At 52.2% G+C, this 14,760-nt stretch carries 14 protein-coding genes; 10 read left to right on the forward strand and 4 right to left on the reverse strand.

What is annotated here, in order from left to right:
* Positions 1-3: 3 nt before the first annotated feature.
* Positions 4-990 carry a Bug family tripartite tricarboxylate transporter substrate binding protein gene (locus KZZ10_RS08620; RefSeq protein WP_259661111.1) on the reverse strand — a complete coding sequence of 329 codons (987 nt, stop codon included), beginning with the start codon at positions 988-990 and terminating at the stop codon, positions 4-6.
* Between the two features lie 190 nt (positions 991-1,180).
* Between KZZ10_RS08620 and KZZ10_RS08625 the strand changes: the two genes are divergently transcribed.
* From KZZ10_RS08625 to KZZ10_RS08640, 4 genes are read left to right on the forward strand one after another with little or no spacing between them, the layout of a single operon-like run.
* Positions 1,181-2,059, forward strand: a complete 879-nt coding sequence (locus tag KZZ10_RS08625) for an HpcH/HpaI aldolase/citrate lyase family protein (RefSeq protein ID WP_259661112.1) — start codon at positions 1,181-1,183, stop codon at positions 2,057-2,059.
* A 32-nt stretch (positions 2,060-2,091) separates the two neighbouring features.
* Entirely contained in the window at positions 2,092-3,069 is a 978-nt protein-coding gene (locus KZZ10_RS08630; protein WP_259661113.1) for a Bug family tripartite tricarboxylate transporter substrate binding protein, read from the forward strand.
* Positions 3,070-3,078: 9 nt separating this feature from the next.
* Positions 3,079-4,281 carry a CaiB/BaiF CoA transferase family protein gene (locus KZZ10_RS08635; RefSeq protein ID WP_259661114.1) on the forward strand — a complete coding sequence of 401 codons (1,203 nt, stop codon included), beginning with the start codon at positions 3,079-3,081 and terminating at the stop codon, positions 4,279-4,281.
* Entirely contained in the window at positions 4,278-5,138 is an 861-nt protein-coding gene (locus tag KZZ10_RS08640) for an amidohydrolase family protein (RefSeq protein ID WP_259661115.1), read from the forward strand. The genes KZZ10_RS08635 and KZZ10_RS08640 overlap by 4 nt, the downstream gene beginning before the upstream one ends.
* A 9-nt stretch (positions 5,139-5,147) precedes the next feature.
* Here KZZ10_RS08640 and KZZ10_RS08645 read toward each other — a convergent pair whose 3' ends face one another.
* Positions 5,148-6,221, reverse strand: a complete 1,074-nt coding sequence (locus KZZ10_RS08645) for a 3-deoxy-7-phosphoheptulonate synthase (protein ID WP_259661116.1) — start codon at positions 6,219-6,221, stop codon at positions 5,148-5,150.
* A gap of 147 nt (positions 6,222-6,368) precedes the next feature.
* On the opposite strand from KZZ10_RS08645, the gene dinB reads away from it, so the two are divergent.
* The 4 genes from dinB to KZZ10_RS08665 all read left to right on the forward strand — a co-directional run bounded on the left by dinB (position 6,369) and on the right by KZZ10_RS08665 (position 10,114).
* Positions 6,369-7,523, forward strand: coding sequence for a DNA polymerase IV (gene dinB / locus KZZ10_RS08650; RefSeq protein WP_259661117.1), 1,155 nt, complete (start codon positions 6,369-6,371; stop codon positions 7,521-7,523).
* An 87-nt stretch (positions 7,524-7,610) separates the two neighbouring features.
* Positions 7,611-8,525, forward strand: a complete 915-nt coding sequence (locus KZZ10_RS08655; RefSeq protein ID WP_259661118.1) for a TauD/TfdA dioxygenase family protein — start codon at positions 7,611-7,613, stop codon at positions 8,523-8,525.
* Positions 8,522-9,493 (forward strand): tripartite tricarboxylate transporter substrate binding protein, encoded by a 972-nt coding sequence (locus tag KZZ10_RS08660; protein ID WP_259661119.1) that lies wholly within the window; start codon positions 8,522-8,524, stop codon positions 9,491-9,493. The genes KZZ10_RS08655 and KZZ10_RS08660 overlap by 4 nt, the downstream gene beginning before the upstream one ends.
* A 45-nt stretch (positions 9,494-9,538) precedes the next feature.
* Positions 9,539-10,114 carry a carboxymuconolactone decarboxylase family protein gene (locus KZZ10_RS08665; protein ID WP_259661120.1) on the forward strand — a complete coding sequence of 192 codons (576 nt, stop codon included), beginning with the start codon at positions 9,539-9,541 and terminating at the stop codon, positions 10,112-10,114.
* Here the strand turns inward: KZZ10_RS08665 and KZZ10_RS08670 are convergent.
* Entirely contained in the window at positions 10,111-12,144 is a 2,034-nt protein-coding gene (locus tag KZZ10_RS08670; protein WP_259661121.1) for an O-linked N-acetylglucosamine transferase, SPINDLY family protein, read from the reverse strand. The genes KZZ10_RS08665 and KZZ10_RS08670 overlap by 4 nt on opposite strands.
* Positions 12,145-12,377: 233 nt before the next feature.
* On the opposite strand from KZZ10_RS08670, the gene arfB reads away from it, so the two are divergent.
* Positions 12,378-12,788, forward strand: coding sequence for an alternative ribosome rescue aminoacyl-tRNA hydrolase ArfB (gene arfB, locus KZZ10_RS08675; protein ID WP_259661122.1), 411 nt, complete (start codon positions 12,378-12,380; stop codon positions 12,786-12,788).
* Positions 12,785-13,429: an LON peptidase substrate-binding domain-containing protein gene (locus KZZ10_RS08680; RefSeq protein ID WP_259661123.1), complete on the forward strand. Its 645-nt coding sequence runs from the start codon at positions 12,785-12,787 to the stop codon at positions 13,427-13,429. The genes arfB and KZZ10_RS08680 overlap by 4 nt, the downstream gene beginning before the upstream one ends.
* On the opposite strand, the gene KZZ10_RS08685 is transcribed toward KZZ10_RS08680, so the two are convergent.
* Positions 13,426-14,634 (reverse strand): pyridoxal phosphate-dependent aminotransferase, encoded by a 1,209-nt coding sequence (locus KZZ10_RS08685; protein WP_259661124.1) that lies wholly within the window; start codon positions 14,632-14,634, stop codon positions 13,426-13,428. The genes KZZ10_RS08680 and KZZ10_RS08685 overlap by 4 nt on opposite strands.
* Positions 14,635-14,760: the final 126 nt, after the last annotated feature.

A 14,760-nucleotide genomic window follows, 5' to 3' on the forward strand; every position in this document is an offset into this window, starting at 1 on the left:
TCTTTAACGCTTAAGTTTGAGCTTGCGCACCACGTCACCCCAAGTCTCGTATTCCTTTTCAACGAACGCGCGCATCTCCTGTGGTGTCGAGGGATCAGGCTCCATCGCAGAGGTCTCTAAGCGCTCAATAGTCTTAGGGTCACGCAGAGCGGCCACCAAAGCCTCATTGAGTTTCTGAACGATTGCATCAGGTGTTCGTGCCGGTGCCACGAAGCTGTACCAGTTCGTCGCTTGATACCCAGGGAAACCAAGCTCAGCGATGGTGGGTACATCAGGCAAGGCCTGTGCACGTTGCGCGCCCGTCACAGCAATCGCACGTATCTTGCCTCCCTTGATTTGGGGAATTGCTGTCGGAGCGCTTGCGAAAATAGCTTGGATATCACCAGCCAATAACGCCGTCATCGCCGGGCCACCACCTTTGTAATTAATATGCTCTGCGGAAGTTCCAGTACGCGCCTGCAACAACTCACCCGCAAGGTGACCGGCACTGCCTAAGCCTGGCGAGCCATAAAACAAAGGTTTATCTTTGTTCTTGGCTGCCGCGATGTAATCAGCCAAGGTTTTTATATTCGAGTCAGCTCGCACGACGAGAATATTCCCGAAGGTCACGCCATTACTAATCATGGCAAAATCTTTGAGCGTTTTATAGGGTGTGCCATCAGGCATGTGGGGGTTGACCGCCAAGGATCCGATGTTCGCCAACCCAATTGTGTACCCATCTGGTGCAGCATTCGCGACTGCATCGGCGGCGATATTACCGCCTGCGCCTGGCCTGTTGTCGACCACCACACTTTGTCCAATCAACTCCGACAGCTTGACCGCGACTGTACGGGCTGCCGAATCCGTTCCACCGCCAGGGGCGAAGCCAACCAGCAAGCGGATTGTTTTGGCCGGATAGGCGGGCGCAGCGGCTCCCTGGGCATGACTCGAGGCTGCACTACCCAGGCATATTGCCACCAAGCTAGCTTGGACAATTTTCGTTAAGTTCATGACATCTCCGAGGCGTAAATTTATGGGGTTCGGTTTGATAATGGAATACTACAGTGTGGCGGACTTAAATGCAGCCTGCGCCATACCCCCCCATGCGTCTTGTTGCGCCGCAGCACATTGATTGCATTTTTTTCTGATCCACTATAGTTAGATCTGTGCCAACTTGGCGAAGCAAACTACGAGCCCCAACATGCGAAGCAAACTTTTTGTGCCTGGTTCGCGACCAGAGCTTTTTGATAAAGCGTTAGCCAGTGCCGCAGACGCTCTGTCTTTTGATCTTGAGGATGCGGTCGCCGAGTCAAAAAAGGAGTCGGCTCGCATGACGCTTGCAGGCTGGATGGCGTCCCCGTCCGCCATAGAAACGAACAAATGCGTCATTGTGCGTGTCAACGCGATGGACACTCGTTTTTTTGAACAAGATATTGCCGAAGTAGTCAGAGCCGGTCTTGACATGATTAATATTCCAAAGCCGGAGAATGCTGAGGCAGTGCGGCAAGCAGTTGGCATGATCGAAGCTGCCGAGCGCAAAAACGGCGTTAACGCGAACGGACTGACGCCAATTAAAGTACTGCTCAATGTCGAGACGCCTAAAGCACTGCGTACCGCTTTTGAGCTTGCAAGCGCACACCCGCGCGTGGCGGGACTTCAGCTAGGGCTCGCAGACTTATTCGAGCCCATCGCCGTCTCTCGCAAAGAACTCTTTGCAGTGCAATATGCCATGATGGAAATGAAGATGGCTGCGGCCGAAGCCGGTGTCGCGGCATTTGATGCGGCTTATGCCGACATCAAGAATACCGAGGGCTTCAAACACGAAGCAGGCTTTGCTGCCAGCCTGGGCTATACAGGCAAGACATGCATTCATCCCAGCCAAGTCGTGATGGCCAATGACGCCTTCAGACCTAGCGACGAAGCAATCGCACACGCGCTGCGTATCTTAGATGCGGCTGCCCAAGCGGAGGCTGAGGGTGTTGGCGCCTATGTCGTAGACGGCAAAATGATTGACCCACCCTTTTTAAGAAGTGCCCAAGCGCTCGTGGCCAACGCCAAGAGCATGGGTCTGATTCCCTGACACGCCTGACCTCCCCTAAAAGGAATTAATCTATGTTTACCTTAACCAACTGTATGCGCGTCATCACTGGTTTCGTGCTCTGCGCAACACTCGCAACGGTTCATGCCCAAACGGACTTTCCAAATAAGCCGATCACGCTACTCGTCGGAAGTGCCCCAGGTGGATCAAACGACATCTTTGCGCGCGCCATTGGTAAGCAGCTGCAGGAAACTCTTGGTGTATCGGTTGTTGTCGACAACAAGCCTGCAGCGGGCGGCATTTTAGCCAACGTCTTGCTGGCCAAAGCACCTGCTGACGGCTACACCTTAGTCGTGCTGTCCTCCACATTTACGACAGGTGCAGCGGTACGAAAGAATCTGCAGTATGACGCGATTAAAAGCTTTACACCGATTGCAATGCTCGCGAAAGGTCCGATGCTTATCACGGTTGGTAACAACACGCCTTTCAAAACAATCGAGGATCTCGTTTCGTTTGCCAAGGCAAACCCTGGCAAGCTCAACTACGGAACCTCGGGCGTCGGTAGCATTAACCAGTTTGCCTCGGAACTGCTGTCAGAGGCTGCCAACATAAAAATGACGCACGTTCCCTACAAGGGGATGGGACCTGCCGTGACAGACTTACTAAGCGGGCAAATCGATATGATTATCGCGAGCGCACCCTCATTACTCTCACAAGTCAAGAACGATAAGATTCGTGCCCTTGCCGTCACGACTGTAGATCGCTCTGAAGTCGCACCTGAGATTCGCGGACTAAAAGAAGCTGGCTTTCCTAAGGCTGCAGTCGATCTCTGGTGGGGCGTTCTGGCTCCTGCCGGCACACCTAAGCCCGTTGTCGAAAAGCTCAACAAGTCTATCAATCAGATCATTACATCCGAGGCAATGAAATCCTTTTTCGTCAAAGAAGGTGCCTCACCAGTTGCCATGACTGCAGAAGCCTTTGGGAATCACTTAGTCAACGAACTCGATCGCTGGAAAGCGATTGCCCTGAACGCTAACATTCAAGCGGACTAAGCGCAGCATATGAGCACTCAAGCACCACACTCTTTTTCTGAACTGCCTAATCGCAGCGGCTCTCTGGGACCACTGAGCGGCGTGCGTGTCGTCGACATGTCTGCGTATATTGCTGGTCCTTACGCCTGCTCCCTTCTGGCTGATCAGGGCGCAGAAATTGTCAAGATAGAGCCTCCCTCTGGCGACAACCTCAGGAAATACCCATCAACGCTCGAAGCGGAAAGTCGAGCGTTTTTAGGTGTCAATCGCAGCAAACTATCCGCCGTGCTCGACGTGAAACATCCTGATGATCTCGCAACATTGCTCACGCTTATCGAGAGCGCCGATGTACTGGTGCATAACTTTCGGCCGACCGTCGCCCCTCGCATTGGGATCGGTTACGAACAACTCAAGGCCTTAAATCCGAGACTCATTTATTGCACAGTCAGTGGCTATGGTGAAACGGGCCCCCTGAAAGACAAGGCGGGCTTTGATCAGGTATTACAGACCATGACGGGCATGTGTACCCTACAAGGAAAAAAGGACGGTCCCCCAGAAATCCTTTACGGATCCATTGTCGACTACTACGCCTCGGCTCTGGTCGCGGGCGCCGTGTCTTCGGCGCTCTTCGAGCGAGAGCGTTCTGGGCAAGGGCAGTTTGTCAGTGTGTCGCTACTATCAGCTGCCATGACACTCCAATCCGCTCGCCTAATCTGGGCTGAAAATGAAGGCCGTGACGTGGGTCGCGATATGCGCTCTGGCGGCATCACTGGTCTGCATCCCACAAAAGATGGTTACTTATACATCTCAGCCAACACGCCCCATTTCTGGATCGCGTTATGCAAAAAGCTGGGATTAGACGATCTAGGTGTAGACGAGCGTTACGACACGGTTCGTAAACGCGCGGCGCATCAAGCAGAAATTGTACCCATCATCCACCGCGCGCTTAGTAGTAAATCAGCGTTGGAATGGGAAGCTATTTTTGGTGAAGAGGTTCCTTGTTCGGCGGCCAGAAGCGTTGAAGATATGTTTGAGCACCCACAGGTGCAAAGTCAGGACATGATCACAACGTTTGACCATCCGGTTGTTGGGCGGTACCGCGGCTTGAAGCGATCGCTTCGCTTTAGTCGCACTCCAGGGCCGGAACCGTTTGCAGCCCCGACGCTTGGCCAGCACACCGATCTTGTACGCAACGAAGCAAAACGTTTACGACTCAAAGCTTCAAAAAAATGATGATCCCAAACACGGCAGGCATCGCTGCGCCCACCTTGCGCTTGCCAGCTGGTGCTTGCGACTCTCACCTCCATATCTACGACGCTCGGTTTCCGACCGCAGTAGATGCAGCGCATTCGTTGGACAAGGCGACTGTTAACGAGTACCGTCAACTTCAAAAAAGACTCGGTACTACAAGGGCAATCATCGTGACGCCTCGAAGTTATGGCGTTGATAATCGCGTCACCGTCGACGCGATCGAGCAACTGGGCATACAGAACGCACGTGGTGTTGCCGTGCTCAGGACCGACACAACCGATGCACAAATACAGGAGTTAGACCGTGCTGGAATTCGCGGCATTCGTTTCTCTCTGTATACGCCCACCCACGCAGCCGCAAGCTTCGATATGGTCGAAGAGCTCTCACATCGCGTCGAACCCTTTGGATGGCACTTGCAACTCCACTGGACCGCCGACCAATTCGTAGCGCATGAAGCAATGCTCAAACGCTTACCCTCGCGCCTAGTCATCGATCACATGGCAAGACTGCCACAACCTGCAGGGGTCAATCACCCGGCTGTGCGCATCATGAACGCGCTCCTTGAGCGTGGACGCACATGGGTAAAGCTCTCTGGCCCCTACCTCGACAGTCAGTTGGGTGAGCGCGGCCAATATCTTGACATCGATGCCGTCCCTAGGCACTGGATCAAGATAGCGCCAGAGCGCTTGGTATGGGGCAGCGACTGGCCGCACCCGACAGAAGTCATCAAGCCTGACGATGCGCGGTTACTCGACCTGATGAGTCGCTGGACCGAGAGTGAGGCCGTCATCAAAAAAATATTCGTGACGAATCCTGCCGCACTCTACGGCTTTGACTAATTAGCGCACTTACACCAGCACTCCGCGCAGGCGCTGAGCAGCGTCCCGAATCATGCTGGCCGTAGTTTCCCAGTCAACGCACCCGTCAGTCACAGAGCATCCATACGTCATTTTGCTGCGATCGGCTTGAATCGATTGATTTCCCGCCACAATATTAGATTCAATCATGACCCCGACTACCGATCGATTGCCCGCAACGATCTGACTAATGACATCAGCCATCACCAAGGGTTGAAGCTCGGGTTTCTTGTAGCTGTTCGCATGCGAACAGTCGACCACGATATTAGGAGTGAGCTTCGCTTTCTTCAAACCTTCTTCAGCCAAAGCAATCGATACGGTATCGTAGTTTGGACGACCATCCCCTCCTCGTAACACGAGATGCCCGTAGGGATTACCCGTCGTGTGCACAATCGAAACTTTCCCATCGCTGGAAATCCCCAAAAATCGATGCGGACGAGATGCGGAAAGAATCGCGTTCACCGCGACACCGACCTCTCCATTCGTTGCGTTTTTGAAACCGACTGGCGTCGATAACCCAGAGGACATTTCACGGTGGGTCTGCGATTCAGTCGTGCGTGCACCAATTGCATTCCAGGCGATCAAGTCTCCTAGGTATTGTGGAGAAATAGGATCGAGCGCTTCCGTACCAGCAGGCAAGCCAAGCTCATTGACATCAAGTAAAAACTGTCTCGCAAGCACCATCCCCTCATCGATACGAAACGTATCGTCCATGTGAGGATCGTTGATATAGCCTTTCCAACCGACCGTCGTACGCGGCTTTTCAAAATATACCCGCATCACGAGCATCAATACATCGGAGACCTCGGCAGCCAACGCTTTCAGCCTGCGGGCATAGTCCATTCCCGCGATAGGATCGTGGATAGAGCACGGGCCCACTACAACAAAACGACGCTTATCTTCCCCCTTAAGAATGCGAATCAATTCATCTCTGCCATTTTCCACAGTCCGAGTCGCTGCCTCGGTAAGTGGAAGCTTCGCTTGAACCGCATGCGGTGTGGGCATTGTGTGGAAAGCGGCTATGTGCAGATTGTTCGTTGAGGTGGATGCGACGTTTGCGTTCATTTCATGAGACCCGAAGACCTGCGCGTTAAGTTGATTTACCCGTATTTTAATCAGGCTAGAGAAAGCATGCTGGCTCCAGCATGTTTGACCTCAAAAAATCGCTTGATCTGGACACCCAGAGGCAAAGGATTCCCCTACACTTAGGCCATGACACGCGCACGACGAATTGCTCACCTGGACATGGATGCTTTTTTTGCGTCAGTGGAGCTCCTGAGCTATCCGGAGCTGCGAGGGCATCCCGTCGTTGTTGGAGGACGAAACGCCAGCACGGCAGCTGCTAAAGGTGGGGCCGGCCTTGAACATTTCACCCGCCTCAAAGACTATATAGGTCGTGGTGTCGTCACCACCTCCACCTATGAAGCGCGGGCGCTTGGCGTTTTCTCAGGGATGGGGCTAATGAAGTCAGCTCTGCTTGCCCCTGATGCCATCCTTTTGCCAGCAAACTTCGACGCATATAGACACTATTCACAATTGTTCAAACGCGCGGTCGCTCAGATCGCACCGGCAATCGAAGATCGCGGAATCGATGAAATCTACATTGATTTGAGTAGCCTCGAGGAGGACACTCTCTCGATTGCCCAACGAATCAAGGCGAAGGTCCTCGAGGCCACAGGGTTGAGTTGTTCGATCGGTATTAGCCCAAATAAACTTCTATCCAAGATTTGCTCAGACCTAGAGAAACCTAATGGGCTAACCATTCTGCCATTCGACGATCTAAAAAATCGAATATGGCCACTCCCTGCAAAAAAAATTAATGGAATTGGACCGAAAGCAAATGAGAAACTTGGGCAATTAGGCATCATTACCGTGGGGGAGCTTGCGTCCGCGCCTCCTGAATTGTTAGTCGCTAATTTTGGTCGAGCAACGGGGACCTGGATGCATCAAGCAGCGCATGGCATTGACGATCGCCCCGTCGTCACATGGTCAGAACCTAAATCTATCAGCCGCGAAACAACTTTCGAACGCGACCTTCATTCGAAACACGACCGGCCCTTGTTATCAGAAGCGTTCACCAAACTTTGCTTAAGACTCTCTGAAGATTTGACCCGTAAAGGCTACGCCTGTAAGACCATTGGGATAAAAATTAAATTTGCAGACTTCCAAGTCATTACGCGTGACCTGACTCTAACGAACGGCATCTCCACAGGACCCGAGATTCGGCACGCCGCAACCGAGTGCCTCAAGCGTGTCCCGCTAGAGCAACGCGTACGTCTTCTTGGTGTGCGGGCGGCGAACCTATTACCAGAGAGCGAGGCCGTGAACTCAGCAGCAACAACCCAGTCCAGCCTACCATTTCTTTAATGCGCTGCACAAATTCTGCCTCAGCGATGACTTCGCTTCAGCCTGTTCTGGCGTTATGCTCAGCGTAGCGCTTTTTTCGAGACTGATATGATCATCGAACCAAATTCCGTCACACTGGGGGCTCGCGTTCTTGAGCTTGATTTATCCAGCACATTAAAAGAAAGCCAGGTCGATGCATTGATGCGAGCACTGGGACAACACGGAGTCTTAGAGTTTCCGGAGCAGGCCCTGACAACGACTGACCTCAAGTCCTTTAGCGAACGCTTTGGACAACTCTACATTAGCCCAGGCGGGAGAGCGCAAGCAAAGGGTCACCCTGAAGTCATGATTCTGTCGAACATGACGAAGGACGGCCAAGCGTTAGGCCTCAAAGATGCGGGACAGTCGTGGCATACCGATATGTCGTACTCTAAAACGATTGCACTGGCGAACATCCTGTACGGCAAGACCATCCCACACCGCGATGGGAGGCCCTTGGGTGCAACACAATTTAGGGATATGCATGCGGCCTATGAGGACTTGCCTCTCGCACTTAAGAAAACACTTGAAACCAAAACTATCACCCATGACTTCAATAAATTTTGGGAAATGATGCGGGCAAGACCCGGGAGCACACGCCCTGCTCTGAGCGAACAGGAGCGCCAGGCACGTCCGCCAGCCACTCATCCCGCTTTTCTCACTCATCCCATCACCGGCAAGAAAGTTCTCTACGCGAACCCTGGCTACGCCATTAGGATCAATGACCTTTCTGAAGAGGAAAGTAGTGCAACGCTCGAGTTTCTTTTCGAGCATCAACTCCAAGACAAATATCTCTATACCTACCAGTGGAAGAAAAATTCATTACTCATGTGGGATAACATCGGCACCACCCACAATGCGGTTGCAGACTACGAACCACATGAGCATCGATACATAGAAAGATGCCAGGTGATGGCAACCCGGCTATTTGGGCCAAACGGCACCACACAGCCGATCATGTTTCCGTCTGGAGTCACTTTATGAAGAAAGCAAGTTTAATGGCCACTCTTGGCTTGCTCTGCACCTTTATCTTCCCACCTGCGGACGCGCAGGCGCGCGACTTTCCTGACAAGCCACTTAAACTTGTAGTTGCTTATGCACCCGGCGGTGCAACCGACATCGTCGCACGCATGTTGGCACAGGAACTCACTCAAATTCTTAGCCAGTCTGTCATCGTAGAAAACAAGGCGGGTGGCGGAACTCTGGTCGGATCAGACTCAGTCAGACGCGCACCTGCCGATGGCCACACATTGTTGTTTGGAACAAACGCTTTCATCATTACGCCTCTCCTACACAACGGTCCAACCTACGATCCGATCAAAGACTTCTCGCATGTATCGTTTACAACGATACAACCCTTAGCGCTACTCGTCTCACCTAGCCTGAAAATCCAAACAGTTGATCAGCTCCTAAAGTACGCACGAGAAAATCCCGGGAAAATAAATTTTGCTTCGTCTGGAAATGGATCGGCTCAGCATCTAGCGGGAGAAGCCTTCCGTAACGCAGCCAAGATTGACATGACACATGTACCCTACAAAGGTGCAGGTCCCGCACTGATCGATCTACTCGCGGGTCGAGTCGACATCATGTTTACCTCTCTTGTAGGCAATACCGATCACATCAAGCACCAACGTCTGATTATGCTGGCGACCACTGGCGAACGGCGTGGCGTCGCGACACCCAATACGCCTAGCATTGCAGAATTTTTGCCAGGCTATCAGGCTTACACTTGGCAAGGTGTGATCGCTCCTGCGAACACACCCGAAGCTATCATTACAAAACTGAACGCGGCAATCAAAAAAGCAACGGCCATCCCTGCTTTCTATGAAAAACTGAATGCGCAAGGCATGGAAGTTCAAACATCCTCACCACAAGAGATGCGTACGCGTCTCGCTGCTGAATCATTGGAATACCAAACTCTTTTGAGTAAAACTCAAACAAGCATCAAGTAAGACGCCCGTTTTTTAATTTTTTAATTTTTCTAACTCGGAAGACAAATGAGCACACCTCAATCAAAACGTTTCCCCCAACTCACTCTCGAGACCGTGGCCCCAGAGTCTGTTGGCCTGGCTAAAGAGATTCTAGATATTTCCAGTATCGGCTTAGGCGGCCCCTACAATGTGATGTTGCGCAGTCCAGTGTTTGCAGACCGGATCAAACGTTTGTTAGATTATTTACGGTTTGGATCATCGCTTCCGATGCGCTTAAATGAATTTGCAATTCTGATTCAAGCACGAATCTGGACATCGCAAGTTGAATGGTTCGCACATTACCCGATCGCACTGCGCAATGGCCTTCCCGCACACGTAGCAGACGACCTGAAGGAAAACATCCGCCCCCGTAATATGCAGCCTGACGAAGCAGCTGTGTACGACGTGTGCATGAATATGACAAAAAACTACGAAATCAGCGACGAGCTCTTTAAACATGCAAAAGAAGTTCTAGGCGAACAACAGCTGGTAGACCTCATCGCAGTTAGTGGCACTTATGTCACCATCGCCATGCTATTGAGCCTTGGCGAAGAGCCAATACCCGCTGGTAAGCCACTACCTTTTCCCGAGAAAGCTCGCTAGACACCCACATCAAAGTGATCGTTCGGCAAGCCCTTGGCTTTCCGTTCGATCGCAACCACGAACGCTTGTTCGATATTGCGCGCAAATCGCTCGATATCGAATAGAGGCTGCGTGAGTAATTGGTGCTCTAATTTGGTGCGTATCGCAAAGAGCCTGGCAGGGTCTCGAGCCAACGCAATCGCAAGAACCGCATAATCCACTAAGTTGGTCGTGATGAGCTCGTGCAAATCAAGCGCGCTCAGAAGGCTAGCGCCAACGCGTCCGGCGTATGACCCGCCCTTGCATGTTAAGACAGGCACGCCGGCCCAGAGAGCATCGCTAGCCGTTGTGTGTGCGTTATACGGCAAAGCATCGATAAATAAATCTGCCGCGCGCTGCCTAGCCAAGTGATCGGCCATTGAATCGATTCGACCGGCGAATACGAGCCGATCTCCTGCAACACCTCTTGCGACCGCCTCTTTACGAAGGTTCTTCGCGGTTTCCTCTGTCGCCTCTCGCAACCACAGCACGCTATCGGGAACCTCTGACAATATCTGCATCCAACGATCAAACATCGCTGGATTAATTTTGTAATTATTATTGAAACAGCAATACACGAAACCTTGTTCCGGTAGACCGAGTTCTTTGCGAGAAAAAACCCGTTGCGAGGGCCGGCGACTCGGATCGTTTGCTTGATAGCTGTTGGCCAGACGAATGAGTTTCTCGGTGTAATGCATCGCGTCACTTGGCTCGGCTATTACTTGATCCACCAACACATAATCCATCTCAGGAATACCAGTTGTCCCCGGGTAACCGAGATAACTAACTTGCACAGGCGCGACGCGCGCAAGGAATACCCTAGGGCGACAACCCTTGGTCAAGCCAGTTAAATCCACCGCGATATCAAGCTCGCATTCCCGGGCACGCGCCACTAACTGTGTATCCGTGCAGTCCTTCACATCCAGAAAGTGATCAAAGGTTTTCTCAAGACGTTGCCGCATTTCATCGCGCGTATCGGGGCCAAAAGAGAAACCGAAAATTTCAAAGCGAGCACGATCATGCGCTTCGAATAAGCCTGCGCTTAAATAGGCAACAGGATGATTACAGAAATCTCCAGAGAAATACCCTACCCTTAACTTGGCACGGTGGTTGCGAACCGTCTCCACCCAGGGTGAGCGTATTGTTGAGCGCACAGTGGCAACCCAGGCTTGCGCCACCTGCTTGTGCAAAATAGTATCGTCGGTCAGTGCAAGCAAGGGAAAAGGCAAACAAACAGGCTTGTCTGCGCGAAGATCTTTTAGCAAGGCTTCAAGGTGTACTTGGTAGTCATCCCATTTGCACTGCTGCGTGTTGACGTGCAACAAAGTACCCGCTAGGTAGGGAATCGTGGGGTCAAGCGACAACGCTTGCGTGTAGCTTTGAACAGCAGCTTCATTCTCACGCAGCTCGACAAGCGCATTGCCACGATTCATCAGCGCCTGCGGGTATTGAGGAGAAATAGCTAGCGCCTGGTCATAGCTTTCAACTGCTTGCCGCCAGCGTCCCAAACGACCAAAGGCATTGGCCTGATTATAAAAAGCCGCGGCATAACGAGGCGCAAGCTCGATTGCACGTGCGTAACTTGTCAAGGCCTCAGTCACACGTCCCAGCACCTGCAACAAATCACCTCGATTGTTATGGGCCTCCGCGTACTGCGGATCCAAGGAAATCGCTCGATCGTAGCTAGCTAACGCCAACGTCAGCTTGCGCTGATCTTGCAGCACATTGCCGAAATTATTATGTGCAGACGCAACATCGGGATCTAGCTTTAAGGCTTTCCCTATTAGCAAGGCGGCTCGATCTAGTTGCCCTTGCTGATAGGCCAGCAAGCCAAGCATGTGCACGGCGTCAAAGTGATTGGGGTGCAGTTTGAGCGCACGCTCATACAGGTCCCGTGCTTGCGCAAAGGAGCCGTGCTGATGGGCCGCAAGCCCTTGTTCTAATTTGGCCTGCGCCTTCATGGCGTCATTCGGCGAAATCGCTCGATGACTCTGCCCTGCTTTAGTTGACACGCGTTAACTCACTTAAACATCAGAATTAACGATCTTTATTTTTAATGCGTGTGAACACCGTGTTTACAACCGTCGCCCGCACCGGATCACTCAGCCCGCTCGCTGGTTTGGGGGTGGAAGTGTCCTTTTTGGGTTTTTTGGACTCTTTGTTCGACTTTTGCTGACCTTTAGCCATGACTGTCTCTGAGAGTTAAACGATAATCTAGTTTACAGGTCTATCGAAAAAACTCCCAATGCCAGCGCCTATTTGCATCCCTGCGTCCGAAATTGAGATCACCGCCATGCGCGCCCAGGGTGCCGGTGGGCAAAATGTGAACAAGGTCTCGAGCGCCATTCATCTGCGGTTTCATGTCCCAACCTCGTCGCTGCCAGCAGGAGTCAAGGTTCGTTTACTTGCGCTAAGAGACGGACGCATTAGCCGAGACGGCGCAATCATTATTAAGGCACAATCCCATCGCAGCCAAGACTTAAATCGCAGCGATGCTCTCGCTCGCCTGCATGAACTCGTCAGTAGCGTCGCACTCCCACCCAAAACACGTCACGCGACGCAACCGACCTATGGGTCCCGGCAGCGTCGCCTCGAGAGCAAACGCAAGCACTCTGAAGTCAAAACACTCAGAGGAAAATCGGAGTACTCCTCATGAATATCCCTCTCTTTCCGCTTGGCATGACGCTATTCCCTGAAGGGTTGACTGCATTAAAAATCTTTGAAGTCCGTTACCTTGATATGACACGCGAGAGCTTCCGAGAAAAAATGCCTTTTGGTATCGTCACGCTTAATCAAGGCTCTGAGGTGCGGCAGCCCGCGGAGCAAGTCTCTTTTGCAGAGGTCGGCACCCTTGCAGAAATCATCCAGTTCGATGCGATACAACCAAGCTTGTACTCCATCCGCTGCAAGGGGCAAGCACGCTTTAAAATTGATCATGCCGAACAGCTGCCCAATGGGCTATGGCGTGCAGATGTCACAGTCCTTGACGCAGACCTGGACATCGAAATTCCACCTGAGCTAGCAAAGAGCTCGACCACCTTAGAGCGGGTACTCCATGCGATGGATGAGCAGGGAATCGCCGATGACGAACGACCAATTCTGAAGCCTTACCGTTTAAACGATTGCGGCTGGGTGAGTAACCGTTGGGCAGAGTTGCTTAACTTAAACGCTTCGCAACGACAGCACCTCATGACACTGGAGAATCCGAGGCTACGACTGGACTTGGTTCAAGAGTTACTCGAAGAAATGGGGGCCTTTCGGCCCCCTGCATCAGGCACAACTGACCGGACTGCTTAGGTCAACGAGGCACAAAACGCATGAATGCGTTTGCAGGCCTCTTCGAGGATTGCATCGGACGTGGCGTAGGAGATTCGAAAATAAGGCGCTAAACCAAAGGCCTCGCCAGGAACAACCGCCACGAGCTTTTCATCTAACAAGGCTGTTGCGAAATCAAAGTCATTATTGATTTTTTTACCCTTGGGAGTCGTTTTTCCCAGCGTTCCCGCGCAGCTTGGATACACATAAAAAGCGCCTTGCGGCTTCAAGCAGGTGATACCGGGGCATTCGTTAAGCATGCGTACCACCATGTCGCGGCGTCTCTGAAAAATCACATTGTGCTTGGCAATGAAATCTTGCGGACCATTGAGTGCCTCAACCGCAGCGGCTTGACTAATAGAAGATGGATTCGAGGTGGACTGGGATTGGATTGTTGACATCGCCTCGATCAGCCAGCTAGGGCCATGGCCATAGCCAATCCGCCAGCCTGTCATGCAGTACGCCTTAGAGACGCCATTTACGGTCAAGATCCGGTCTGCGATAGCCGGAGCAGCTTGCGCCAACGTACAAAAAGTGGTGCCATCGAATAGCAACTTCTCGTACATGTCGTCGACCATCACCAGTACATTAGGGTGGTTCTTCAACACATCCCCCAATAGGCGCAGCTCTTGCTCTGTGTAGACCGACCCGGTCGGGTTAGAGGGTGAATTCAAAATCAACCAACGCGTGCGCGGTGTGATCGCCTTCTGCAGTTGCGCGGGTGTAATTTTAAAATTAGTCTCGGCGCCGCAAGCAACCGTAACCGCTTTCCCGCCAGCTAAGATCGCCATATCTGGATAACTAACCCAACAAGGCGCAGGGATCAACACCTCATCGCCCTCTCCCAAGGTAGCAACCAAGGCATTAAACAAAACTTGCTTGCCGCCAGTTCCGATAATCACGTCATTGGGGTTGATGGTCATCGCGTGATCGCGCAAAAACTTCGCAACAATCGCCTTTTTGAGCTCGACCGTGCCATTGACTGGCGTGTAGCGCGTCTGCCCAGCTCGGATCGCTGTTACCGCTGCATCGCAAATGTTGGCGGGCGTATCCATATCGGGCTCGCCCTGAGCCAGCACAATGACATCTAACCCCTTCGCCTTCAGCGCCTTGGCGTTATCTGTCACGGCAAGCGTGGGCGACGGCCTGACCAAAGCCATACGAGGTGAAAGTAATGCGGCGCTCATGTTTCTCTCCAAAATACGCTATAAATCATGCAAAAAGTAGTGGATCAACTATAACCTAAGCCCCTCCCCACCGCGAATGGGCCGCCCCCGTGAACCCACGCACCAAGAAGTATGCGCCCATGGTAT

This window comes from Zwartia hollandica (genome assembly GCF_019923725.1).
Lineage (GTDB): Bacteria > Pseudomonadota > Gammaproteobacteria > Burkholderiales > Burkholderiaceae_B > Zwartia > Zwartia hollandica.